General features: G+C 74.3%; 27 protein-coding genes. 15 read left to right on the forward strand and 12 right to left on the reverse strand.

The window, feature by feature from the left end; translation table 11 throughout:
- The first annotated feature begins 74 nt into the window (after positions 1-74).
- A complete protein-coding gene (locus tag ABD230_RS09540; RefSeq protein ID WP_344372329.1) occupies positions 75-842 on the forward strand; it encodes a GntR family transcriptional regulator in 768 nt (255 codons plus the stop codon).
- A complete protein-coding gene (locus ABD230_RS09545) occupies positions 839-1,351 on the forward strand; it encodes an HAD family hydrolase (RefSeq protein WP_344372332.1) in 513 nt (170 codons plus the stop codon). Before ABD230_RS09540 ends, ABD230_RS09545 begins: the two co-directional genes overlap by 4 nt.
- A gap of 22 nt (positions 1,352-1,373) precedes the next feature.
- Here the strand turns inward: ABD230_RS09545 and ABD230_RS09550 are convergent, their stop codons facing one another.
- The gene (locus tag ABD230_RS09550; protein ID WP_344372335.1) at positions 1,374-1,745 is read right to left on the reverse strand and encodes a nuclear transport factor 2 family protein; all 372 of its coding nucleotides are present in this window, start codon (positions 1,743-1,745) and stop codon (positions 1,374-1,376) included.
- Between the two features lie 162 nt (positions 1,746-1,907).
- Between ABD230_RS09550 and ABD230_RS09555 the strand changes: the two genes are divergently transcribed.
- On the forward strand, positions 1,908-2,876 hold the full coding sequence (locus ABD230_RS09555) for an arginase family protein (RefSeq protein ID WP_344372338.1): 969 nt from the start codon (positions 1,908-1,910) through the stop codon (positions 2,874-2,876).
- Positions 2,877-2,908: 32 nt separating this feature from the next.
- On the forward strand, positions 2,909-3,391 hold the full coding sequence (locus ABD230_RS09560; protein WP_344372341.1) for a SixA phosphatase family protein: 483 nt from the start codon (positions 2,909-2,911) through the stop codon (positions 3,389-3,391).
- Between the two features lie 11 nt (positions 3,392-3,402).
- Here ABD230_RS09560 and ABD230_RS09565 read toward each other — a convergent pair whose 3' ends face one another.
- From ABD230_RS09565 to ABD230_RS09585, 5 genes are all read right to left on the reverse strand, one after another.
- Positions 3,403-4,137, reverse strand: coding sequence for an ABC transporter ATP-binding protein (locus ABD230_RS09565; RefSeq protein WP_344372346.1), 735 nt, complete (start codon positions 4,135-4,137; stop codon positions 3,403-3,405).
- Positions 4,134-4,955: an ABC transporter permease gene (locus tag ABD230_RS09570; RefSeq protein WP_344372350.1), complete on the reverse strand. Its 822-nt coding sequence runs from the start codon at positions 4,953-4,955 to the stop codon at positions 4,134-4,136. Before ABD230_RS09570 ends, ABD230_RS09565 begins: the two co-directional genes overlap by 4 nt.
- Complete coding sequence (gene modA, locus ABD230_RS09575) at positions 4,952-5,749, reverse strand: molybdate ABC transporter substrate-binding protein (protein WP_344372353.1); 798 nt, start codon at positions 5,747-5,749, stop codon at positions 4,952-4,954. Before modA ends, ABD230_RS09570 begins: the two co-directional genes overlap by 4 nt.
- Before the next feature lie 5 nt (positions 5,750-5,754).
- Positions 5,755-6,171 carry a TOBE domain-containing protein gene (locus ABD230_RS09580; RefSeq protein WP_344372356.1) on the reverse strand — a complete coding sequence of 139 codons (417 nt, stop codon included), beginning with the start codon at positions 6,169-6,171 and terminating at the stop codon, positions 5,755-5,757.
- Positions 6,172-6,291: 120 nt separating this feature from the next.
- Positions 6,292-6,891: a GNAT family N-acetyltransferase gene (locus ABD230_RS09585; protein WP_344372359.1), complete on the reverse strand. Its 600-nt coding sequence runs from the start codon at positions 6,889-6,891 to the stop codon at positions 6,292-6,294.
- A 259-nt stretch (positions 6,892-7,150) separates the two neighbouring features.
- Between ABD230_RS09585 and ABD230_RS09590 the strand changes: the two genes are divergently transcribed.
- The 6 genes from ABD230_RS09590 to ABD230_RS09615 all read left to right on the forward strand — a co-directional run bounded on the left by ABD230_RS09590 (position 7,151) and on the right by ABD230_RS09615 (position 13,937).
- A complete protein-coding gene (locus ABD230_RS09590) occupies positions 7,151-8,284 on the forward strand; it encodes a ThiF family adenylyltransferase (RefSeq protein WP_344372362.1) in 1,134 nt (377 codons plus the stop codon).
- The gene (locus tag ABD230_RS09595; protein WP_344372366.1) at positions 8,284-9,483 is read left to right on the forward strand and encodes a molybdopterin molybdotransferase MoeA; all 1,200 of its coding nucleotides are present in this window, start codon (positions 8,284-8,286) and stop codon (positions 9,481-9,483) included. The genes ABD230_RS09590 and ABD230_RS09595 overlap by 1 nt, the downstream gene beginning before the upstream one ends.
- The gene (gene moaCB, locus ABD230_RS09600; protein ID WP_344372369.1) at positions 9,480-10,556 is read left to right on the forward strand and encodes a bifunctional molybdenum cofactor biosynthesis protein MoaC/MoaB; all 1,077 of its coding nucleotides are present in this window, start codon (positions 9,480-9,482) and stop codon (positions 10,554-10,556) included. The genes ABD230_RS09595 and moaCB overlap by 4 nt, the downstream gene beginning before the upstream one ends.
- Positions 10,549-10,968 (forward strand): molybdenum cofactor biosynthesis protein MoaE, encoded by a 420-nt coding sequence (locus ABD230_RS09605; protein ID WP_344372372.1) that lies wholly within the window; start codon positions 10,549-10,551, stop codon positions 10,966-10,968. The genes moaCB and ABD230_RS09605 overlap by 8 nt, the downstream gene beginning before the upstream one ends.
- Positions 10,969-11,011: 43 nt before the next feature.
- Entirely contained in the window at positions 11,012-13,612 is a 2,601-nt protein-coding gene (locus ABD230_RS09610; protein ID WP_344372374.1) for an ATP-binding protein, read from the forward strand.
- A 121-nt stretch (positions 13,613-13,733) separates the two neighbouring features.
- Positions 13,734-13,937 carry a hypothetical protein gene (locus tag ABD230_RS09615; protein ID WP_344372377.1) on the forward strand — a complete coding sequence of 68 codons (204 nt, stop codon included), beginning with the start codon at positions 13,734-13,736 and terminating at the stop codon, positions 13,935-13,937.
- 46 nt (positions 13,938-13,983) lie between these two features.
- On the opposite strand, the gene ABD230_RS09620 is transcribed toward ABD230_RS09615, so the two are convergent.
- Both ABD230_RS09620 and moaA read right to left on the reverse strand, forming a co-directional pair.
- Positions 13,984-14,256: a MoaD/ThiS family protein gene (locus ABD230_RS09620; protein WP_344372381.1), complete on the reverse strand. Its 273-nt coding sequence runs from the start codon at positions 14,254-14,256 to the stop codon at positions 13,984-13,986.
- Positions 14,249-15,316, reverse strand: coding sequence for a GTP 3',8-cyclase MoaA (gene moaA / locus ABD230_RS09625; protein WP_344372384.1), 1,068 nt, complete (start codon positions 15,314-15,316; stop codon positions 14,249-14,251). Before moaA ends, ABD230_RS09620 begins: the two co-directional genes overlap by 8 nt.
- A gap of 127 nt (positions 15,317-15,443) precedes the next feature.
- On the opposite strand from moaA, the gene ABD230_RS09630 reads away from it, so the two are divergent.
- From ABD230_RS09630 to ABD230_RS09640, 3 genes are read left to right on the forward strand one after another with little or no spacing between them, the layout of a single operon-like run.
- A complete protein-coding gene (locus tag ABD230_RS09630; protein ID WP_344372386.1) occupies positions 15,444-16,037 on the forward strand; it encodes a sulfite oxidase-like oxidoreductase in 594 nt (197 codons plus the stop codon).
- Entirely contained in the window at positions 16,034-16,828 is a 795-nt protein-coding gene (locus tag ABD230_RS09635; protein WP_344372389.1) for an FAD-binding oxidoreductase, read from the forward strand. The genes ABD230_RS09630 and ABD230_RS09635 overlap by 4 nt, the downstream gene beginning before the upstream one ends.
- Positions 16,828-17,085, forward strand: a complete 258-nt coding sequence (locus tag ABD230_RS09640; protein WP_344372391.1) for a DUF6510 family protein — start codon at positions 16,828-16,830, stop codon at positions 17,083-17,085. Before ABD230_RS09635 ends, ABD230_RS09640 begins: the two co-directional genes overlap by 1 nt.
- Positions 17,086-17,109: 24 nt before the next feature.
- Here ABD230_RS09640 and ABD230_RS09645 read toward each other — a convergent pair whose 3' ends face one another.
- From ABD230_RS09645 to ABD230_RS09655, 3 genes are all read right to left on the reverse strand, one after another.
- Complete coding sequence (locus ABD230_RS09645; RefSeq protein WP_344372394.1) at positions 17,110-18,393, reverse strand: glycosyltransferase; 1,284 nt, start codon at positions 18,391-18,393, stop codon at positions 17,110-17,112.
- Complete coding sequence (locus ABD230_RS09650) at positions 18,393-18,935, reverse strand: GbsR/MarR family transcriptional regulator (protein WP_344372397.1); 543 nt, start codon at positions 18,933-18,935, stop codon at positions 18,393-18,395. The genes ABD230_RS09645 and ABD230_RS09650 overlap by 1 nt, the downstream gene beginning before the upstream one ends.
- A 112-nt stretch (positions 18,936-19,047) precedes the next feature.
- Positions 19,048-19,647 (reverse strand): N-acetyltransferase, encoded by a 600-nt coding sequence (locus tag ABD230_RS09655; RefSeq protein ID WP_344372400.1) that lies wholly within the window; start codon positions 19,645-19,647, stop codon positions 19,048-19,050.
- A gap of 109 nt (positions 19,648-19,756) precedes the next feature.
- On the opposite strand from ABD230_RS09655, the gene ABD230_RS09660 reads away from it, so the two are divergent.
- Together ABD230_RS09660 and ABD230_RS09665 are read left to right on the forward strand one after the other, a co-directional pair.
- The gene (locus tag ABD230_RS09660; protein ID WP_344372403.1) at positions 19,757-20,665 is read left to right on the forward strand and encodes a hypothetical protein; all 909 of its coding nucleotides are present in this window, start codon (positions 19,757-19,759) and stop codon (positions 20,663-20,665) included.
- A gap of 115 nt (positions 20,666-20,780) precedes the next feature.
- Complete coding sequence (locus tag ABD230_RS09665) at positions 20,781-22,352, forward strand: adenylate/guanylate cyclase domain-containing protein (protein WP_344372406.1); 1,572 nt, start codon at positions 20,781-20,783, stop codon at positions 22,350-22,352.
- Positions 22,353-22,358: 6 nt separating this feature from the next.
- On the opposite strand, the gene ABD230_RS09670 is transcribed toward ABD230_RS09665, so the two are convergent.
- Positions 22,359-23,231, reverse strand: coding sequence for an SDR family oxidoreductase (locus tag ABD230_RS09670; protein ID WP_344372409.1), 873 nt, complete (start codon positions 23,229-23,231; stop codon positions 22,359-22,361).
- Positions 23,232-23,288: the final 57 nt, after the last annotated feature.

Raw genomic sequence — 23,288 nt, forward strand, 5'->3', positions numbered from 1 at the left:
GGTTCACCCAACCTTCACCGACCCGTCGCATCGCGCCCACCCTCCGGCCCACGCCGACTCCGTACGGTCGATGCATGTCCACCGAGGTGCCGCTCCACGAGCGGGTGCACGACACCCTTCGCGAGCGCATCGGCCGCGGCGACTGGTCGGCGGGCATGCGCCTGCCCAGCGAGGCCGCGTTGTGCCGCGAGTTCGGGACGTCGCGGGGCCCCGTGCGCCGCGCCCTCGCGGTGCTCCGCGAGGAGGGGTACGTCGTCGGCGGCCGCGGGCGCCCGCCGCTCGTCGGACGGGTCGTGCCGACGCAGCCGTTCTCGACGTTCACCTCGTTCACCGAGTGGGCGCGCGCGATCGGCAAGGAGCCCGGCCAGCGCACGCTCGACGCCGGCAGCCGCCCTGCGCCGTCGACCGTGGCGGGATTCCTCGGCCTCGACGAGGGCGCGGCGGTGACGCAGGTGGTCCGCGTGCGACTGCTCGACGGCGTGCCGACGATGGTCGAGCGCACCTCGTTCCCGCCGGAGGTGGGCCTGCTGCTCGCCGACCTCGACCACGATCGCGGGTCGGTGCACGCGCACCTCGCGGCGAAGGGCGTCGACCTCCGACGTGCCCGTCACACGATCGACGCCGTCGCGGCCAACCCGCTCGACTCGGAGGTGCTCGAGGTCGGCGCGGGCAGCCCGCTGCTCCGCGAGCGCCGCATCACCTTCGACGCCGCGCGGCGCCCCCTCGCCTATGCCGACGACCGGTACCGACCGGAACTGGCGACGTTCACGATCGAGAACGAGGTCGATCGGCGGACGCCGTTGACGCGCTCGCATCCCGATGAGGGCGGGGCGCGTCGATGATCACGCTGGCGGTGCTCTCGTTCGAGGGCGCCGTGATCCGGCGCACCACGGATGCCGCGGCCGCGCCCGTCGTGCTCAGGGGCGTCGAGGCGACCATCGCCGAACTGCGACGTCGAGGGGTGCGGATCGTGCTCGTGTGCGAGCGGACGCACGTCGAGGCGGCCGCGCAGCTCGCCGCGCTCGGCTGGTCCCGCACGGAGGACCTCCGCGCGGCGCGCGCGATCGACGCCGTGGTCGCGGCCGACGACGCGAGCTGCGGACCGCCCGCGCCGTACGCCGTGCACCACGCCATGGAGTCGACCGGGACCCTCGACGTGCGTCAGGTGCTCGTGGCCGGCGACTCCTTCGCGCTCCTCGAGGCGGGGCGCGCCGCGGGCGCCGGGTGGGTCGTCGGGGTCCTGAGCGGGTCGGCGCGCCGGCCCGAGCTCGAGCGGGCCCCGCACGACGTCATCCTCACCGACGTGAACGACCTCGTCGCCCTCGCGGTCCCGGCGGCGCCGGCCCGCTGAGCGGACGCGCGGCGGCGTCGGGTCATCCCACGCGCGGGCCGAGCGGCGTCCCCTGGTGGAACAGCATCCGCGGTCGGTCGCCGGCGATCCGCCAGAGCGAGCTCCGTCGGCTGCGCATGCCGTCGGCGTCGAGGGTGTAGGTCAGCAGCACGAGGTCGGGCGCGACGCGCTCGACGTGCTCCCCGGTCACGACGGCCGACTGCACGTCGACGGCGTCGGGCCCGGTCATCACGTCGATGAGCTCGTCGCGGGTCCACAGGCGGCCGCTGCGGCCGATCTCGCGGAACGACTCGTGGAGCAGGTCCTCGAGCGCCGCGGGGTCGCGCCGGACCTCGGGTTCGAGCAACCGGCGTTCCGCTCCCGTCACGAGCACGGCGATGGACTCGTCTTCCATGCCGCGAGCCTACGCCGTCCATCGCGACCGCCCGATCCAGCGCACGGCGTCCCGCCGATGTTCCCGATCCCCGAGACCGGACCTCGGCGGGGTCCGGGATCGCAGACACGTGCGCGCAGCGCGGGCCTGCGGGCGCCGCCCTCCGTTGCTACCGTCGCCCCCATGAGCGAGCCGTCACCCTCCGCCGCCCTCCCGCACGATCCGCTGTGGCCGCGCGCTGGATCGTGGCCCGCGTTCGACGACCTCGCCGACGGCTCCCGGGCCGCCCTCGCCCTGCTCGGGGTTCCGGCATGGCGTACGTCGCTCTCGTCCACCGGCGCCCACGCGACGCCCGCCGCGGTGCGCGAGGCGCTCCGCCGGTACAGCCCGGCGCTCTCGCCCGACCGCACGGCCGGCACCGGCGTCGTCGACCTCGACCGCCTCGCGCTCGCCGACGCCGGCGACGTGCACGAACCCGACGGCGAGGCGGGCGAGGCGCGCACGCGCGCCCGGGTCGCCGAGCTCGTCGGCCGAGCCGACGCCGTCATGGCCGTCGGCGGCGACAACTCCGTCACCGTCGCGACGGCCCTCGGCGCGTGGGGCGGCGACCTCGCGACGGCCGGCCTCGTGACCATCGACGCCCACTACGACCTGCGCGACGGCGTCTCGAACGGCTCGCCGGTCCGCCGGCTCGTCGAGGCCGGCCTGGACCCGAGCCGCATCGTGCAGATCGGCATCCAGGACTTCGCGAACTCCGCGGCGTACGCCCGGCGCGCCGCCGAGCTCGGCATCACGGTCGTGCACCGCGACGAGCTGCACGGCCGCACGCCCGCCGACGTCATGGCCGAGGCGCTCGCGATCGCGGGCGCGGCCGGCGGCCCGGTGCACCTCGACGTCGACGTCGACGCCTGCGATCGCTCGGTCGTGCCGGCGTGCCCGGCGTCGGTGCCCGGTGGGCTCGCGGCATGGGAGCTCCGCGCGCTCGTCCGTGCCGCGGCATCCGACCCGCGCGTGCGCAGCGCCGACCTCGCCGAGGTCGATGCGACGGCCGACGCGCCGGACGGGCGGACCGTGCGCCTCGCCGCGCTGTGCGTGCTCGAGTTCGCGGTCGGGCTCGACCGGCGCGACCGCGGCGGCGCCCGGCGCACGTGACGCGCCCGTCCAGCGGTGGCAGACTCGGCCCCATGAAGACGCTCGTGCTCGTGCGTCACGCGAAGTCCGCGTGGGGCGATCCGACGCTCTCCGACCACGACCGGCCCCTCAACGACCGCGGCCGTCGCGACGCCCCCGAGATGGCGCGACGACTCCGGGAGCGCGGCATCGTCCCCGACGCGATCCGCGCGAGCACCGCACTCCGCGCGCGGTCGACGGCCGAGGCGATGGCCGCAGAGCTCGCCCTCGCCCCGGACGCGCTCGTGCTCGAGGAACGGCTCTACGGAGCGGGCCCCGAGACGATCCTCGGCGTCGTGTCCGGGCTCGACGATGCGGTCGGCACCGTCATGGTCGTCGCGCACGATCCCGGCATGTCCGAGCTCGCGTACCGGCTCTCGGGCGAGATCGAGCACATGCCGACGTGCGCGGTCGCCGAGTTCCGGTTCGCGATCTGGTCGTGGTCCGAGATCGAGGACGCCGACGCCGTCGAGGGCCACCTCGACACCCCGCACTGAGGCATCGCCCCCTAATCGTCGGCGTCGGCGAGCATCCGGCGCACGTAGGCGGTCGCCGGCGCCGCGGCCAGCTCGTCGAGGGCGCCGCGCTGGGTGACCTCGCCGTCCTCGAGGACGAGGACGTGGTCGGCGAGGGCCGCGGCATCCGCCCGGCTGTGCGTGACGACGACCGTGGCCCCGCCGAACTCGCGCACGTGCTGCGCGAGCTCGGCGCGCATGTCGTGGCGCAGCCCGACGTCGAGCGCCGACATCGGCTCGTCGAGCAGCAGCACGTCGGGTTCGGCCGCGAGCGCCCTGGCCAGCGCCGCGCGTTGCGCCTGGCCCCCCGACAGCTCGCCCGGCAGGCGGTCGGCGAGTCCGGTGAGCCCGTAGCGCTCGAGCCAGGGCTCGGCGGCGGCGCGGGCGGCGCGCCGCGACCCCCGCATGCGGGCGGAGAACGCGACGTTGTCGCGGACGCTGAGATGGGGGAACAGCACGGAGTCCTGGAAGAGCACGCCGATGCGCCTCCGCTCGGGCGGCAGGTCCGAGACCGTGCGCTCGCCGATCCGCACCCGGCCGGCGTCGACCGGGACGAGCCCGGCGATCGCGGCGAGCAGGGTCGACTTGCCGGCGCCGTTCGGTCCGATCACCGCGAGCGGACGACCCGGCACGACCTCGAATGCGGCGCGCACGCGATGCCCGCCGCGCGTGACCTCGACGTCCGCCTCGAGCACCGGGCGGGCCTCCGGCGATGCGGCCCGCGTCATCCCCGCACCCCCGGCAGCCAGCGGTCGCGCAGCAGGAGGAGCACCGCGATCGAGACCGCGAGCAGGAGCAGGGCGAGGGCGACCGCCTCGTCCGGGTCGGTCTGCATCGCGAGGTAGCTCGCGATCGGCAGCGTGCGCGTGACGCCCGGGAGCGACCCCGCGAACGTGATCGTCGCGCCGAACTCGCCGAGGGCGCGTGTGAAGCACAGCACCGCGCCCGCGGCCACGCCGGGCGCGACGAGGGGGAGCGTGACGTGGCGGAAGACCTGCCACGGCGACGCGCCGAGCGTGGCCGCGGCGAGCTCCGTCCGACGATCGGCCGACCGCAGCGCGCCCTCGACCGCGAACACGAGGAACGGCAGCGCGACGAACACCTGCGCGAGCACGACGGCGCCGGTCGTGAACGGCACGGTGATGCCGAACGCCGCATCGAGGAGGCCGCCGAGGAGGCCGCGGCGGCCGAGCAGCAGGAGGAGGGCGATGCCGCCGACGACCGGGGGCAGCACGAGCGGCACGGTCACCGCGGCGCGGAGCGCCCGCCGGGCCGGCACCGGCCAGTCCGCGGCGCGCGCGAGCAGGACGGCGAGCGGGACGCCGAGCACGAGGCATGCGGCGGTCGCGATCGTCGCCGTGCCGATCGAGAGCACCAGCGCCTGCAGCACCGCCTCGCGCGCGAGGAGGTCGCCGAGGTCTCCCCACGGCGCCCGCACGACCAGCGCGACGAGCGGCAGCACCAGGAACGCGAGGGCGACCGCGGCGAGGAGCGCCACGGGCCAGGCGAGCGCCCCCGCGGCGCGCCCGCGCCGCACGGCGGTCACGGCGCCCCGAAGCCGAGCCCGGCGAGCACCTCGCGCCCGGTCGGACCCGTCACGAACGCGACGAAGGCGGCCGCGGCGCGCGGATGCGGGGCGTCGGCGACCGCCGCGATCGGGTACCGGTTGACGACGGATGCCGCGGCCGGCACGTCGAGGCCCTCGACCCGATCGCCGGCCGAGCGGACGTCGGTCACGTACACGAGTCCCGCGTCGACCTCGCCGAGGACGACCTTCGTCAGCACGGCCGTGACGTCGGGCTCGAGCGTGTCGGGTGCGGGCGTGATGCCCTCGCCGTCGAGCAGCGTCGCGGCGGCGGCGCCGCACGGCACGGTCGGGTCGCACAGCGCGATGCGGAGGTCGGCGCGGGCGAGGTCGTCGAGCCCGGCCACGCCGCCGGGGTTGCCGGGCGGCACGGCGAGCTCGAGCGTGTTGGTCGCGAGGACCGCCGGCTCGTCCGCGAGGCCCGCGCGCACGACCACCTCCATGGGCGGCTCCGCCGCCGTCGCCAGCACGTCCGCGGGCGCACCGGCGACGACCTGCTGGGCGAGCGCGGCGCTCCCGCCCGGGTTGACCACGACGTCCACCTCCGGGTGGGCGCGCTCGAACCGGTCGCCGAGCTCGTCGAACGCGTGGGCGAGGGACGCGGCCGCGAAGACCGTGAACGCGCCGGGCTCGAGCGTCGAGGCGGGCGACCCGGGGGCGTCCGCGGCATGCGTCGTCGTCGGGTTCGCCGCGCAACCGGTGGCGACCGCGGCGACCGCGGCGAGCACGGCCGCGATGCCGGCGCGGCGCGGCATCCGCCTCACCGGTCGCTTCCGGCCGGGAGTTCGACCGTGACCATCGTCGCCTTCGCGGTCGCCGCGGCGAGCATGCCGGGCTCGAGGCCGAGCTCGTCGGCGGCCTCGCGGCTCATGAGCGAGACGATGCGGAACGGACCCGCGCGGAGTTCGACGCGGGCCATGACCCCGTCGCGCTCGACGGCGGTCACGAGCCCGACGAAGCGGTTGCGCGCGGACGCGCGGGCGAGGGGGAAGGCCTCCGCGAGGGCACCGGCGTCAGGGTCGTCGCCGAGCAGTCGCACGAGCTCGGTGCCGGAGACCACGAGCATGCCGTTCGCGCCGCGCTCGACCTCGACGCGCCCGGCGTCGGCCCACCTGCGCACGGTGTCGTCGCTCACGCCGAGCAGGGCGGCCGCTTCGCTGATGCGGAACGAAGTCATGATCCGAACCGCGGACGCGTCTCCATGATCCGATCGTAACCGCATTCGCGGGATCGTGGGCGGGTCGGCCGGAGACGCCGCGGTCGTTCGCCGCCTCGCCCCAGGTGCTGGAGGGCCCGCTCAGAACGCCGAGGCGGCGTCGCGGCCGTCGAGCTGCGACCGGTACCGCTCGACGCTGAGCGCCATCACGCGCTGGCCGTCCTCGATGCGGTCCTCGGTGAAGCCGAGGCGTTCCGCCAGCACGAGCGACGCGCGGTTGCCGAGCGCCATGTGCGCCTCGACCGTCGCGGCGCCCAGTCGGTCGAACGCGAGGTCGAGCATCGCCAGCCCGGCCTCCTGCGCGTATCCGCGGCCCTGCCACTCGGGGCCGATCACCCAGCCGACGTCGCAGCGGCGACGCGCGGGCTCGAGCGAGCGCAGGTGCAGCGAGGCGTCGCCGATCACGCGGTCGTCCAGCACGACCGCGAGCGCGAGGAAGTCGTCGCGCTGCTCCAGGCGGGTGTGGCGCGTGCGATTGAACAGGTGCACGAACGACTCCGCCCGGGTGCGCAGCGGCCACTCGAGGTACGCGACGACGTCGGGGTCGGACTGCAGCGCGTACCACGCCGCGGCGTCGGCGATGCGGTGCGGTCGCAGCAGCAGCCGCTCGGTCCGGATGACCGGCGCGCGGAGCCCGTCGTCGATGCGCGGTCCCCGCAGGAAGCGAGGGCGCTGCGGCACCAGGTCCCGGAGCAGGCGGCCGAGATCCGTCGATCTGCCCCGCCCTGCTCCCGGCGGTCCTGCTGTCGTGCGGCTCATCCGGCCCCCTGACCATGCTCGCGCATTCCGATGCCGTCCGGAAGAGGCGTCGATGGTCGACGCACCGCGGCGGACCGTGCCCCCGGCGGTCTGTCCATGCGAGCGTATGCATCATTCCTGTGGATTCGTCAGGGATTGCCTGTGCGGCCCCGATGCCGTAGCGGGCTGCGAGAATCGAGGCATGGCCATCGATCCCGCATCGCCGAGGTTCGCCCGGCAGCGGGTGCTGCCGGGCGTCGGCGCCGACGGACAGCATCGCCTCGCGGCCGCGCACGTGGTCGTGCTCGGCGCCGGCGGACTCGGAAGCGCCGTCATCCCCGCGCTGGCCGCCGCCGGCGTCGGCCGGCTGACGATCGTCGACGACGACCGGGTCGAGCCGACCAACCTCCATCGTCAGACGCTGCACCGCGACCCGGACGTCGGTCGGGCGAAGGTGGAATCGGCGGCGGAGACCGTCGCCGGGCTCGCACCCGGCATCGAGGTGGTGCCCGTCGCGACGCGGTTCGACGAGGGCGGCGCCGACCGCCTGCTCGCCGGCGCCGACCTCGTGGTCGACGGGACGGACGACCTGCTCACCCGGTACGTCGCCGACGCTGCCGCGGCCCGTGCCGGCATCCCGCTCGTGTGGGGATCGGCGGCACGGTTCTCGGGCCAGGTCGGCGTCTGCTGGGAGGCGCGCGGGGTCTCGTACCGCGACCTGTTCCCCGAGCCGCCCGCCGATGCGGGCCTCAGCTGCGAGATCGACGGCATCCTGCCGACGGTCTGCACGGTGACGGGCGGCATGATGGCCGGCGAGGCGCTGAAGCTGCTCACCGGCGTCGGCGAGCCGATGCTCGGGCGCGTCGCCGTGTACGACGCACTGACCGGCCGGACCCGTGAGATCGCCTACGCACGCGCTGCCGACGCGCCGCCCCGGCCGAACGGCCCGGAACGCCCCACCGCCGGAGGCCCGCCCCGCGAGGTGCGCGCCGGGCGCACCGCCGGCACGAGCACGCCGGCCGGCGAAGTCGGCGCCGACGCGCTCGCCGAGGAGCTCGCCTCCGCCACGCCTCCGATCCTGCTCGACGTGCGCGAGCCGTGGGAGGCCGAGATCGCCACGATCCCCGGCGCCAGCCTGATCCCGCTCGGCGAGCTCGACGACCGCGCCGGCGAGCTCGATCGCGCGGCCTCCGTGGTCGTGTTCTGCCACCTCGGCGTGCGGTCGCGCCTGGCCGCCGAGCGGCTCGCCTCGGCCGGGTTCGGTCGCGTGCGCAACCTCACCGGCGGGATCGACGCGTGGTCGCTCGCCGTCGACCCCGACGTGACGAGGTACTGATGGCCCGGATCCCCTTCGACGAGCACGCGCGGTTCGTGCGATCGCTCCTCGCGCCCCTCGGCGCCCGGCCCACCGAGCGGGTGTCGCTCCAGCACGCGCTCGGACGCATCACGGCGTCGCCCGTCGAGTCGGCCATCGACCTGCCGCCGTTCCGGAACTCGCAGATGGACGGCGTGGCCGTGCGGGCCGCGGACGTCGCAGGCGCGCCGGTCGACCTGCCCGTCGCGGGCGAGTCGGCCGCGGCGCCGGGCACGCCCGCGGCGCTGGCGGCGGGCACGGCGATGCGCATCATGACGGGTGCCCCCGTACCGGAGGGGGCCGACGCGGTCGTGCCCGTGGAGGACACGGAGCCGGTCGGCGACGGGTCCGCGCGGGTCCGGGTGCTGCGCGGCCGCGACGCCGGCGAGTACGTGCGCGAGGCCGGGTCCGACCTCCGGGCCGGCGCCGACGTGCTGCCCGCCGGGATCCGCCTCGAGTCGCGGCACCTCGCCGCCGCCGCGGCGTCGGGGCGGACCGAGCTCCTGGTGCGCGAGCGGCTCCGGGTCGCGGTCGTGAGCACCGGCAGCGAACTCGTCGAGCCGGGCGCCGAGCTCGGCCCCGGAGAACTGCCCGACGCGAACGGCGTCGCCCTGCGCGCTGCCGTCGCGGCGGCCGGGGCCGTCGTCGTGCACGCCGGCCGCGTGCGCGACGACGTCGCACGCCTGCGCGCCGAGCTCGACGCCGCCGTCGACGCGGGCGCGGAGCTCATCCTCACGAGCGGCGGCATCTCGCAGGGCGCGTACGAGGTCGTGCGCGAGCTCATCGAACCGAACGGCGGGTGGGTCGGGTCGGTCGCGATGCAGCCGGGCGGCCCGCAGGCCACCGGCATCCATCGCGGCGTGCCCCTGATCGCCTTCCCCGGCAACCCGGTGAGCGCCCAGCTGTCGTTCGCCCTGTTCGTCGCGCCCAGCCTGCGGGCGATCGCGGGCCTGCCGGCCGCGCCCACCGAACGGATGCCGCTGGCCGGGCCCGTGCGCTCGATCGCCGGTCGGCGGCAGTTCCTCCGCGGGCGGCGGACGGCCGACGGCCTCGCCGAGCCCGTCGGGGGGCCGGGGTCGCACCTGGTCGCGGCGCTCGCGGCCTCCGAGCTGCTCATCGTGATCCCCGATGACGCCGAGGCGGTGGCGGCGGGCGAGCTCGTCGATACCGTGTTCCTATGAGCGAGCTCACGCACCTCGACGACGACGGCCGCGCACGAATGGTCGACGTCGGCGGCAAGCCGGTGACCCGACGCGTCGCGATCGCGGAGGGCCGCCTCGACACGACCGCCGCGGTCGTCGACCTCGTCCGCACCGACTCGCTGAAGAAGGCCGACGTGCTCCCGACCGCACGGATCGCGGGCATCTCGGGGGCCAAGCGCACGAGCGAGCTCATCCCGCTCGCGCACATCGTGCCCCTCGACTCCGTCGCGGTCGACTTCGGCTTCGAGGAGGCGGCGGTCACCATCCGCGGCACCGCGACGACCACCGGCAGGACGGGCGTCGAGATGGAAGCCCTGACCGCCGTGGCGATCGCCGGCCTCACGCTGCACGACATGGTCAAGGCCGTCGATCCGGCAGCGCGGCTCGGCGGCATCCGGCTCATCGAGAAGCGCGGGGGCAAGCGCGGCGTCTGGCGCGCGGACGACGCGGGCGTCGACGCGGGGGGCGAGCCCGAGGCGGTGTCGACGGATGCCGCCGCGGCACGCTCCGCGATCGTGCTGGTCGCCTCCACGCGTGCCGCCGCGGGGACGGCCGAGGACACGACCGGCCCCGTCATCGCGGGCTGGCTCGGCTCCCGCGGGTTCGCCACCGGCGAGCCGAGGGTGGTCGCCGACGCCGGGATCGCCGACGCGCTGCGCGCGGCCGCGGAGGAGCAGCCGGCCGTGATCGTGACGACGGGCGGCACGGGCGTGAGCCCCACCGACCGCACGCCCGAGGCCACCGCCGCGATCCTCGACCGCGCGCTGCCGGGCGTCGCCGAGGCCATCCGGACCGCCGGCCGCGCGGCGACGCCGACCGCGGCGCTGAGCCGCGCACTGGCCGGCACGGCCGGGCGCACCGTCGTCGTCAACCTGCCGGGCTCGCGCGGCGGCGTCGCCGACGGCCTCGCCGTGCTCGACGAACTGCTGCCCCATCTCGTGGACCAGGTCGCCGGCGGCGACCACACCGCGCAGCCGCCGGCCGGCGCGGTCGGCGACGAGCCGATCGGGGAGTCGCAGCGGATGGAGCACGGCGGTGCGCCGCATGCCTGAGCCGCACGTGCACGCGGTCGTCACGACCGAGCCGATCGATCGCGCCGCCGTCGAGGCGTTCGTGCTCCGCCGTCGCGACGGCGCCCTCGTCACCTTCGAGGGCGTGATCCGCGACCACGACCACGGCGAGGCCGTCACCGCCCTCGACTACTCGGCCCACCCCGACGCCGAGCGGTTCCTCCGCGAGACCTGCGAGGAGGTCGCGCGCGAGACCGGCCTCGCCGTGGCTGCAGCGCACCGCGTGGGCGAGCTCGGGATCGGCGACGTCGCGCTCGTGGCATCCGTCGCGGCACCGCACCGCGCCGAGGCGTTCGCCGCGTGCGCCCTGCTCGTGGACCGCATCAAGGAGCGCACGCCGATCTGGAAGCGGCAGCACCTCGACGGCGGCACGACGGAGTGGGTGAACCTCTGACGCGTCGCTTGCGGCCCTGACCGGCGCGGGGCACGATCGGGGCATGGCGACGGGCCTGCTCGAGCGAGCCCCGGAGACGACCGCCCTGCGTGAGGCCGCGCAGGCGGCGCTCGCGGGCCACGGGCGCGTCGTCCTCGTCCACGGCGAGGCCGGCATCGGCAAGACCAGCCTCGTCGAGGCGCTCCGCGCGGCGCCGCCCGACGGCACCCGGGTGCTCGTCGGGGCGTGCGATGCGATGACCACGCCGCGCACGCTCGGCCCGCTGCGCGACCTCGCCGGCGGCGTCGGTCCGCGCCTCCGCGCCGCACTCCGCGGCGGCGAGCGCGACGAGGTGCTCGATGCGCTCCATGATGAGCTCGTCGATCGACCGGGCACGATCCTGGTCGTCGAGGACCTCCATTGGGCCGACGATGCGACCCTCGACGTGCTCCGCTTCCTCGGCCGTCGCATCGACGAACTGCCGACGGTGCTCGTGCTCACCTACCGGGACGAGCTCGATCGGGACCACCCGCTCAACCGGCTGCTCGGCGACCTCGGTCGCGGCGACCGCGTCGAGCGGATGCCGCTCGGGCGCCTCTCGGCCGAGTCGGTCGCGGCCCTCACCCGCGGGAGCGGGCTCGCGGGCGGCCGCGTGTACGAGCTGACGGGCGGCAACCCCTACTTCGTGAGCGAGCTCGTCGCCTCGGCGGACGCCCGGAGCGTGCCGCCGACGGTGGTCGATGCCGTGACGGGGCGGCTCCGCCGACTCGATGCCGCGGTGCAGGACGACGTCGAGCAGCTCGCCGTCATGCCCGCCGCGGTCGACCCCGACCTGCTGGCCCGACTCGTTCCGGGCGGCCTCGGCGCGTTGCGCCCAGCCGAGGAGCGGGGCCTGATCGGCGTGCGACCGGACGGCGTGCAGTTCCGCCACGAGCTCACGCGGCGCGCGATCGTCGACGGCCTCCCCACCTCGCGTCGCATCGAGCTCGAGCAACGCGCCGTGGCCGCACTGCTCGCGTCCGGCAGCGAGGACGCGGCGCGCATCGTCCACCATGCGATCGAGGCCGGGGATGTCGCGACGGTCGTCGAATGGGCGCCGAGGGCCGCGCACGACGCCGCCGCTTCCGGTGCCCACCTGCAGGCGCGCGCCCACCTGCGGGCGGCGCTCGAGCACCGGGAGCACTACCCGCCGCCGGTGCTCGCCGACCTCATCGAGCAGCTCGCGATCGAGGCGTACACGACGGGCGACGCCGTCGGCGCCGCCGACCGCCAGGTCGAGACCATCGGCCTGCGCCGCGCCCTGGGCGATCCGGTGGCGCTCGGCGTCAGCCTGCGCTGGAAGTCCCGGTTCGACTGGATGGCCGGGCGCCGAGCGGATGCGGAGACGGCGGCGACCGAGGCGACGAGCGTGCTCACGGGAGCGGGCGACCGGACGATGCTCGCCCTCGCGCTGAGCAACCAGTCGCAGCTCGCGCTCCTCGTGCACGACCTGGAGCGGGCCCGGGACCTCGCCGCCGAGGCGATCCGGATCGCCCGGGAGACCGGCGACCGAGGCGTGCTGTCCCACGCGCTCAACAACCATGGCACCGCGATCGGGCAGCTCGGCGACCCGGACGGCTTCGGCGAGGTGCTCGAGTCGGCCGAGATGGCCCGGGCGGCCGGCGATATGGAGAACGCCGGGCGAGCGTACATCAACCTCATCTGGGTGGCGCTCGACGACTACCGGCTCGACGACGCCGAACGGCTCATCCCGCCCGCGCTCGAGGCCGCGCAGCGCACCGAGTTCATCGGGATGGCGACGTACCAACGCGCCGAACAGGCGAGGCTCGACCTCGCACGGGCGCGATGGGACGAGGCACTCGCCACGATCGACATGCCGGAGGAGGTGCCGCACGCCCGGTGCGTCGCCCTCTACGTCGCGGGGCTCGCGCGGCTGCGCCGCGGCGACGACGGAGCCGAGCCGCTGCTCGACGAGGCGTGGCGGATCGCGCAGGGCATCGGCGAGATCCAGCGGACCGGCCCGGCGGGTGCCGCGCTCGCGGAGGCGGCGCTGCTGCGCGGCGACCCGGAGCGGGCGCGGGAGATCGCGCGCCCCCTGTTCGAGCAGGCGCGCTCCCGCCACGCACTGGAGATCGCCGCGGAGCTCGCCTGGCTCCTGCGGGCGGCGGGCGAGCCCGTCGACGATCCGCCCGAGGGCGAGCATCCGTTCGCGATCCAGGCCCGGGGCGACTGGCGACGTGCCGCCGACCGGTGGCACCGGATCGGCTGCCCCTACCACGAGGCGAGGGCGCTGGCCGAGAGCCCGGAGGATGCCGACCTGCTGGAGTCGCTGGCGATCCTCGACCGGATCGACGCCGAGCCGCTGGCCCGCATCGTCCGGGCGGATTTGCGCGATCGCGGCGCGCACGGCGTGCCCCGGGGGCCGTCGAGCGGCACGCGCCACAACCCCGAGGGGCTGACCGACCGGCAGGTCGACGTGCTCCGCCTGCTCGTCGAGGGGCTCACCAATGCGGAGATCGCCGCCCGGCTCGTCGTCTCGGTGCGCACCGTCGACAGCCACGTGGCGGCGGTGCTCGCGAAGCTCGGGGTGTCGTCGCGCACCGACGCGGCGCGCGTCGCCCGCGAGCACGGTCTCGTGGAGCCCGATGCGTCCGCGTCGGCATGACGCGATCTCGGTAGTGCCGCCGCGGGATCTCGGTAGTCGTCACCGATGACCCGCAGGGCCGCTCGCGGTGGACTGGGATCAGCTTCCCGCGGGGGCGGGAACCGATCCGAGGGGGAACCTCATGAACACCGCGATCAGCACCACGCCGGCCTTCCACACCGGCGCCGCGCACGTCATGCGCCGGCTCGCCGTCGCGATCGCCGCGCGCCGCGACCGCCGTCGCGCCGTCGCGCCGTCGGGGGCCGAGCTCAGCGAGCTGCAGTCCGAGGCGGCCCGCCTGCGCGACGAGGCACGCACGTCGGCGCGGTTCTCGCACGTCTTCTGAGCGCGCGGGCCGTCGCGGCGCTCGGGCTCGCGCCCGGGCGCCGCGGTCAGCCGCCCGCGAAGGGCGGCAGCACGTCGACCTGGGCGCCGAGGGGCGTCTCCGGGTCGCGACGCACGACGCCGTCGACGAGGAAGGAGCCGTTCGCCACCACGCGCGCCATCGCCGGCCCGTACCGATCCACGAGGAGATCGCGGAGCGCGCCGACCGTCGCGGCGCCGTCGACGAGGTCCAGCCGCTCCTCCTCCGCACCGGCGGCCTCGGCCGCCGCGGCGAAGTAGCGCACGAGCACGGTCGTCCCGGTGGTCGTCGTCTCAGCCACCGATGCCTCCCATCGTCCGGATCGGCCGCACGAAGTCGACGTCGTCGATGCCGTGGCCGGCCTTCTTGCCCCACATCGCGGCGCGCCAGCGATCGGCGATCTCGTCGTCGCCCGCCCCGGAGCGGAGCAGCCCCCGCAGGTCGGTCTCGTCGTCGCCGAACAGGCACGACCGCACGGCGCCCTCGGCCGTGAGCCTGGTCCGGTCGCACGCCCCGCAGAATGGGCGCGTCACCGACGCGATGATGCCGACCGTGGCCGGTCCGCCGTCGACGAGCCACTCCTCTGCCGGTGCCGCCGGATCCTCGCGCCCGACGGGCTCGAGCACGAAACCGCTCCGGAGTTCCGCCAGCAGCTCGTCGGCGTCGACCATGTGCTCGCGGCGCCAGGTCTCGTCGGCGTCGAGCGGCATCTGCTCGATGAAGCGCAGGCGGCACCCGTGCTCGATCGCCCAGGCCAGCAGCGCCGGGGCGTCGTGCAGCGTCTGTCGCATGAGCACGGCGTTCACCTTGATCGGGCCGAGGCCCGCCCGGTGCGCGCCGGCGATCCCGGCGAGCACCGCGGGCAGCCGGTCACGACGGGTGAGCCGCGCGAAGTGCTCCCGGTCGAGGGTGTCGAGCGACACGTTGACGCGGCCGAGGCCGGCGTCGCGCAGCGCCTCGGCGCGCTTGTCGAGGCCGATGCCGTTGGTCGTGAGTGCGAGCGGCGTGCCGGGCGCCGCCTCGGCGCTCCGGCGCACGATGTCGACGAGGTCGCCGCGGGTCAGCGGCTCCCCGCCGGTGAAGCGCACCTCGCGCACGCCGAGGTCGCGCACCGCGATCCCGACGAGGCGGCCGATCTCGTCGGCCGACAGCAGCTCGTCGCGCGGGATGACGGGCAGCCCCTCGGCCGGCATGCAGTACGTGCACCGGAGCGAGCAGGCCGACGTGATCGAGATCCGAAGGTCGTGCGCGACCCGCCCGAACCGGTCGACGAGCCCCGCGACGTCCGGACGGCCGGCCATCGACGGCGCAGCGGCATCAGCCCGGCGGACCGCCGGGATGCCGAGCGCGATGGCAGCCATGACCCCACCCTACGCAGCACGCCGCCCGCCCGGGCCCGTCGGACGTTTCGTGAAGATGACGATGCGGATCGACCGGTGACATCCGGCCTCGCCGTCACTATCGTGAGACCGACGGGGAGGGGGCGCCATGTCGTTCATCACCAGGGGCTTCTCGGGACGTTCGCGCGAGCGCGACGATCGACTCCCGCCGGGGCAGACGCTCGTCGGCGACTTCCCGGTGCTGTCGGCGGGTCCGACGCCCGAGGTCGACACCGCGGAGTGGGAGTTCACGATCCGGACCGAGTCGGGCGCCGTGCACGCATGGGACTGGGAGCAGTTCATGGCGCTGCCGATCGAGGACGTCACGACCGACATCCACTGCGTCACGCACTGGTCGAAGCTCGGCACCGGATGGCGCGGGGTCTCGCTCGACACGCTGTTCGAGGGCGTCGACACCGACTACGGGTACACGATGGCGCACAGCTACGGCGGCTACACGACGAACGTGCCGCTCGAGGACCTGCTCGACGGCAAGGCGTGGGTGGCGTTCGAGTTCGACGGCGAACCGCTCGACCCCGAGCACGGCGGCCCGGCCCGGCTGCTCGTGCCGCACCTGTACTTCTGGAAGAGCGCGAAGTGGGTGCGCGGCCTCGAGATGATGGAGGACGACGAGCCCGGCTTCTGGGAGCAGAACGGCTACCACCTCCACGGCGATCCGTGGAAGGAGGAGCGGTACTGGTGAGCGACGCGGCCACGACGGAGGCCCGCACCATCGGTCCGCCGGTCTCGAGGGTGCCGAGGGCCGGATGGCACGCCGCGACCGTCGCCGCCACGCGCTCCGAGACGCCGAGCGCCGCGCGGATCGAACTCGACGTCGACGGCTGGCCCGGCAACGCCGCCGGCCAGCACCTCGACATCCGACTCACCGCCGAGGACGGCTACACCGCGAGCCGCTCCTACTCGATCGCCTCATCGGGCGGGAGCACCCGGGTCGTGCTCGCGGTCGACCGCGTGCCCGACGGCGAGGTCTCGCCGTTCCTCGTCGACGTGCTGCAGGCCGGCGACATGCTCGAGGTCCACGGGCCGCTCGGGGCCTTCTTCGTGTGGCGGCCCGTGGCCGAGGGCGGCAGCCCGCGGCCGGTGCAGCTCATCGCCGGCGGGTCCGGGATCGTGCCGCTCTACGCCATCGCCCAGGCCCATGCCGACGCCGACGACCCGACGCCGTTCCGGCTCCTGTACGCCGTGCGGACGCCGGACGACGTCTACTTCGGCGACGAGCTGGCCGCGCTCGCCGCGGCATCCGCCCCGCTCGCCATCGACCACGTGTACTCGCGGCGCACGCCCGAGGGCTGGCCGGTGCCCGCCGGCCGGATCACGCGCGAGGCGCTGGAGGGGTTCGCGATCCCGGCGGGCGAGCGCCCGATCGTGTACGTCTGCGGGTCGACCGGCTTCGTCGAGCGCGTCGCCGACTGGCTCATCGAACTCGGGCACGATCCCCGCGACATCCGCACCGAGCGCTTCGGAGGCACCTGATGACCGGCCACGTCGACGGCAACGCGATCGCCGGACCGCTCGCCGACTTCTTCTCGTTCGACATCACGACGGCGTCGGGCCGCTGCAAGGGCTGCGGCACGGTGCAGGAGTTCGCGCGCACCATGGTGTACGTCAGCGGTGCGGGCTCGGTCGTCCGCTGCCCGCACTGCGACAACGTGCTCGCGGTGCTGGTCGACACGGGCGAGCGCGCGTGGATCGACCTCGGCGGCGTCAGCTCGATCGAGGTCCGGCGGTAGCGGCCGGCCGCCTCGGACCGCGCGTCACGTCCTCGCGAGGACGCGGTCGATGCACGCGACCGCGGCCGCGACCCCGTCCTCCTCGCGGATGCGGCGCCCGATGTCCTCGGCGGTGGATCGGATGCCCGCGTCCTCGACGACCTCGCGGATCGCGGCAGCGAGTCGCTCGGCGGTGAGCTTCCGCTGGTGGATGGGCGCACTCCCCGCGCCGGCCTCGGCGACGAGGCGACCCCAGAAGAACTGGTCGACGATGAACGGGCACACCACGGTCGGGCGCCCGGCGCGCAGGCCGGCCGCGGTCGTCCCCGCACCGCCGTGGTGCACCACCGCCGCGACCCGGGGGAAGATCCAGTCGTGCGGTGCCTCGTCGATGCGCAGGATCGAGTCCGGGAAGTCCTCGGCGTCCATGCCGCCCCAGCCGGTCGCGATGATCCCCCGCACGCCCGCCGCCTCGAGGGCCCCGACGACGGCCCTCGTGATGCGCTTCGGGTCGCGGCCGGCCATGCTGCCGAAGCCGACGTAGACCGGCGGGTCGCCCCCGTCGAGGAAGGCGACGAGCTCCTCGGGGGGAGACCACGCGTCGGCGACGTCGAGGAACCAGTACCCGGTCTCGTGCACGTGCTCGGGCCAGTCGGCCGGTCGGGGCAGGAGGTGCTCGCTGATGCCGTGCACCACCTCGATCGGCCGTCCGTCCGGGAGCGTCGTCGTGAGGGCCGCATGCTTCCGCTCGCCGAGGCCGAGGGTCGCGCGCCGGAAGCGGTCGACCATGCGGTCGTACGAGGCGTACCCGAGCCCGACGAGACGGTAGGTGAGCCGGTTGTACCAGCGGCCGAGACGGAGCGCGGGGAGGCCGACCATCGGGAAGTCGCCGGTCGGCACCGAGACGGGCACCACGAGTCCGAGGACCGGTGTCGCGCCGAGCCGCTCGGCGACGTGCGGTGCGGCGATCGCCTTCGGGTGGTACACCACGAGGTCGGGCTCGAACGCTCGGGCCGCCTCCCACACGTCGTGCATGAGGCGTTCGTTGATGGGACCGGCGGCCCGTGCCAGGCGGAGGTTGGCCTTGACCGTTCCGAAGAAGCCCGACGCGTCGTCCAGCGCGGATCTGCCGGCATCGGAATCGAGCAGCATCAGGATCTCGTCGCTGAGCGGTGCGAACGGCACGTCGTGCTCGGCGGCGAAGGGCGCGAACCGTTCGCACGTCGCCAGGGCGACGTCGTGCCCCGCATCCTGCAGCCCCTTCGCGAGCGCGAGGTACGGCTGCACGTCGCCGCGCGATCCGACCGTGACCACGAGGATCCTCGACATCAGGTGCGTCCTTCCAGGGCGGGTCGGGCTTCTCGGGGGTCTTCGGGTTGCCGGGCGCCCTGGGCGTCGAGGGCGTCCCGCGCGTCGCGGGCGTCCTGGGCCGCGCGGAACTCGTCCATGAGCTCGGGCAGGCGCGCCATCATGAACACGTAGAAGTCGCGGGTGCGGGCGAGGCGCCGGGCCCGGGGTGCGCGCTCGTCGCCGACCAGGTCGAGGCCGCGCTGCACCACGTCGAGGAAGGCGCGCATCTTCGCGGTCGGGTCGACGGCCAACGCGAACGCATCCGCTTCGATCTCGTACGCGTGCCCTCGGCCGGCGGTCGGGACGCGACGGACGAGGCCGGACTGCTGCAGGACCCGCATCCCCGTCGAGACCGACGCCTTGGACAGCCCGGTCGCCTCGCTCAGCTCCGTGCTCGTCTGTCGCGGCGGATCGCAGATGAGCAGCCAGCCGAGCAGCGTGCCGAACGCGGGCGTCGTGCCCATCTGGGCGAGCACGACGCCGACGTCTTCGGCGTAGGCGCGCGCCTCCTCATGATCCATCGCGTTTCGCTCCTCATGTTCAGAACATTCTGAACATAGCACTCATTTCTTCGTTCGTCGAGGACACGGAACCGGAGAGCCCGGGGGTCGTCGACCGGAGCAACCGTGGCGTTCAGGCAGCGGGCGGGACGGTCTTCCGCATCACCGTCTTGTTCTTGCCGAGGCGGCGTTCGAACGTGAATCCGGCCCGCTCGAACATCGCCCTCGTGCCGTTGTGCAGGAACGATGACGACGTCCGCTTCCCCGGGGCGAGTTCATTCGGGAACGAGACCACCTCGCCTCCGCCGGCCTGCGCGATCAGCCCGAGCGCTCCGTCGAGCGCCTCCCGCGCCACTCCCGACCTCCGATGATCGCGGTCGACGAAGAAGCAGGTGATGCGCCACGGTGCCGGGGCGGTCTCGCCCGCCTCGTACTGCCTTCGGTGGTAGATGTTCGGCAGCTCGGCCGGGCTGCCGTACTCGCACCACGCGATCGCGGCGTCGCCGTCGAACACGAGCGCGGCGTGCGCGACCCCCTCGGCCACCAGGCGCCGCTTGAACGTCGGCCGGTCGACGTCGTCCTTCGCGGTGCGCTCCGTATCGCCGTGGAAGTAGGAGCAGTAGCAGCCGCCCCAGACCCCGTTGTGCTTCTCGGCGAGTGCGAGCCACGCGGGGAACGTCTCGGGGGTCAGGGGCCTGACCACGTGCGGAGTCGCGCCGACCGCGTCGTCCATGGCGACCTCCTCGCGTCGGTCCAGCCAGTCTGCCGACGGCCCGCACGTTCGACAAGGACCGATCGATGGTTCGATGTCGACCGGTGTCCGCCGCTCCTACGCTGGCGCCATGGGATCGCAGATCGAGCCGCAGGAGTTGCGGAGCTTCGTCAGGCACGCCGAGGGGACGATCTCCCCGAAGACCGTCGCGAGCCTCTACGGGCGCGCCGAGATGCTCTCGCGGATGCCTCGACCGCTGCAGCGATGGATCGTGGCGCACGCGGGAGGCGAGTCGGACATCGGCTTCGTCGTCGACCCGTACTGCACGTTCCTCGCATACGGGATCCGCGACGAGGCGACCGCGACCAGGTTGCTCCCACCGGACTACCGCCTGGCCCCGACCTCGATGTTCGCCGACGAGGCGCCGCGACCGTGTGCGATCCTCGGCGCCTTCACGGTGCGCGCGTCGACCTTCTGCGGCGTCCGCGTCGAGCTCTACCTCATCGCCGAGCACGTTCGGACCGGGATGCTGACCTGGGTCATCTGCGACTACGAGTCGAACACGATCAACTACGACCCCGGACAGGGCTTCTCGGGTGCGACCACGAGCCATGCCGTCGCGACCACCTCCCACGCCGGAGAGGTGATCATCGACGTCCGCAGCAGGGAGCGCGCCAACCACCTGTCGGTCACCGCCGCACTGCCGCAGGCGACCGTGCGAGCCCTCGACCGGCGGCTCTGGGTCGACGGCAACCTCTCCGTCGACTACGGCGGCCGGCTCATGCACCCCGGGTCGGAGCCGTTCGGACTCGTCTTCGACCCGGGCGAGATGACCCGGGCGCTGCGAGTCCCGCACGACGCGGTCCGGGTGGAGCGCAACACGTTCGGCGCCGGGTTCCGGGAGGACGAGCCGTTCGAGGTCGCCTGCTTCCCGTACGCCCAGCACTTCATCACGACCAGCTACCCCAGGTCTCGGCCAATCCGCGACGAGCACGACCTCGAGGAGGCGGTCCGCGGCTACGTGCAGCGAGCGGGCTGACGAGTCCATGCGGGCGCACGTCCCGCACGACGACGGGCGGCGGATGGCCCGTCGCGCACGACCGCGGCCCGGCCCGGTACTACGCTGACCCCGAGTCGCGAGGGGGACCTGCACCGTGAGTACGTCGCATCCGTCGTCACGAGAGATCTCCCGGCGCGTCGCGGCGCTCACCACCGGCGCGACCGTCTTCGGCGCCCTCATCGTCTTCCTCTACTTCTCGCTGCTCGATCCGATGCCCGTCGACGAATCGGCGGTGGGGTCGCTCGAGCCCGAGGGCCTGCTGACGTTCGCGGTCGCCGGCGTGCTGATCCTGGCCGGCGCGATCGCGATGGTCATCTGGCTCGGACGACCGATCCGGACGTGGCTCGGCCTGATCGAGGCCGGCACCCCCGCATCGGAGATGCCGCCGAACGTCGCCCGCCTGGTCCTGGTCTGGCCCCTCGTCGGCGCGTCGCTCGTCGCCGCGGGAAGCCTCGTCGTGGCCGTGTTCCTCTCGATCGCGTACGGCGATCCGGGCAACTTCGTCGGCATCGCCGTCGGCGGCGCCGTCGGGACGACCATCGTCTACTTCGGCACCGACCTGATCTGGCGGCAGCAGATCCCCACGTTCTTCCCCGACGGCAACCTGAGCTCCGTCCCCGCCTTCCGACTCCTCGTGCGGAGGCGCCTCCTGTTGGCCTTCACGCTCATCGGCGCGCTCACGCCGACCCTGCTCGTGGTGCTCACGCAGGCGCGCATGCGCGCCGTGCTCGACGCCGAGAACCCGCAGGCGATCCTCGACAACCTCCTCCTCGTCCAGCTGTTCATCCTCGGGGTCGGCCTGGTCGCCGGCGTGATCACGGCAGCCCTCGTCGCGCGGGCCATCGTCGGGCCGATCCAGGCGTTGCAGGCGGCGATGGGCCGTGTGGAGCACGACGAGCTCGACGCGAAGACCGCGGTGACCACCAACGACGAGCTCGGGTACCTGAGTGAGCGATTCAACGTCATGACGGACGGGTTGCGTCAGGGCGAGCGACTGCGGGAGCTGTTCGGCCTCTACGTCAGCGCCGAGGTGGCCCAGGCCGCCGTGGAGACCGGCGCTGGTCTCGGGGGCAGGCTGGTCGACTGCTCGGTGATCTTCTCGGACATCCGCGACTTCACCACGCTCAGCGAGCAGCTGCCGCCCGCACGACTGGTCGAGGTGATCAACCGGTACATGACGGCCATGGTGTCGGTCGTGGTCGACCACGGCGGCGTCGTCACCCGCTTCGGCGGCGACTCGGTGCTGGCGGTCTTCGGCACGCCGCTGAACCCCATGTCCGATCACGCGGACCGAGCGGTGAGGACGGCGATCGGGATGCGACGGGCGCTCGCCTCCTTCAACGAGCGGGAGAGCGAGGACGGTCTCCCACGGCTCGAGGCCGGCATCGGCATCGCGAGCGGGCCGGTCATCGCCGGCAACATCGGCGGCGCCGAGCGGATCGAGTACACGGTGATGGGGGATGCGGTCAACCTCGCCGCCCGGCTGGAGGACCGGACCAAGGATGCCGGCGCGCCCATCCTGGTGAGCGCCGAGACCTACCGGGGGCTCGAGGGAACCCGGGACCTGCGCGCCCGGGTGCTCACCGATGTGCGGATCAAGGGGAAGCGAGATCCGGTGACCGTCTACGCGCTCTCCGAGTCGCGCGGCGCGGAACCGGGTCGTTGAGCCGCATCAGCCGAGGCTGAACCCGCCGTCGCTGGTGAGCACCTGTCCGACGATCCATGCGCCCTCGGCGGTGCAGAGCCAGCCGATCAACTCCGCGGTGTCCCGGGGCGATCCGTACCTGCCGAACGGGGTCGTGGCCAGATGCGCCTGGAGTTCGTCCAACGGCCGATCGGTGGTCTCGGGGTCCATGTAGCCGGTGTTCACGGGCCCGGGATTGATCGTGTTCAGGATGATGCCGAGCTCGATCAGCTCCGCGGCGACCGACCGCGTCACCCCTGCCAGGGCGGCCTTGCTCGCGGCGTACGCGATCTCCCCGCGCATCGGTCCGAGCACCTGGCCCGAGGTCATCCAGAGGACCCGACCGCGTGGCTCCGAATAGGGTCCGTCACCGGTGATCCGTTCGCCCGGCATCCTGCCCGGAGTCTCGTCGCGCGGCGCCGTCAGCCGCGCGAACTCGGCGGTGAGGAGCAGGCTCGCCCGCGCGTTGACGTCCCAGTGCCCGCTCAGCCGCTCGGCCGTCATGTCCAGGATGCCGCCGTCGTCGCCGCTCCGAGCGTGGTTGCAGACGAGGATGTCGAGGGTTCCGGTCAGCGCGGCGGCCCGGCCGATGAGCGTGGGGATGGTGCTCGCATCGGCGAGGTCTGCGGCATGGTCCGCGAGGTGCGAGCCGTCGATGAGGTGCTGTCGGATCCCGTCGCGCACCGCATCGAGGTCGTCACCGCCCCACGGCTGGTCCAGGTCGTGCGGGCGGTGGTGATGCACCACGAGGTTCGCGCCGAGCGACGCGAGCTTCGCCGCGACCGCGTAGCCGATGCCTCGACGCCGGGAGACACCGGTGACCAGCGCGGTCCGCCCCTCCAGAGGAAACTGCGAACGCACGAGTGAGCCTTTCGTCGACGCCGTGACGGCGTGGGAATGAGGGACCGGGGATCGGGG

Origin of the sequence: Agromyces tropicus (assembly GCF_039531345.1) — a bacterium.
GTDB lineage: Bacteria > Actinomycetota > Actinomycetes > Actinomycetales > Microbacteriaceae > Agromyces > Agromyces tropicus.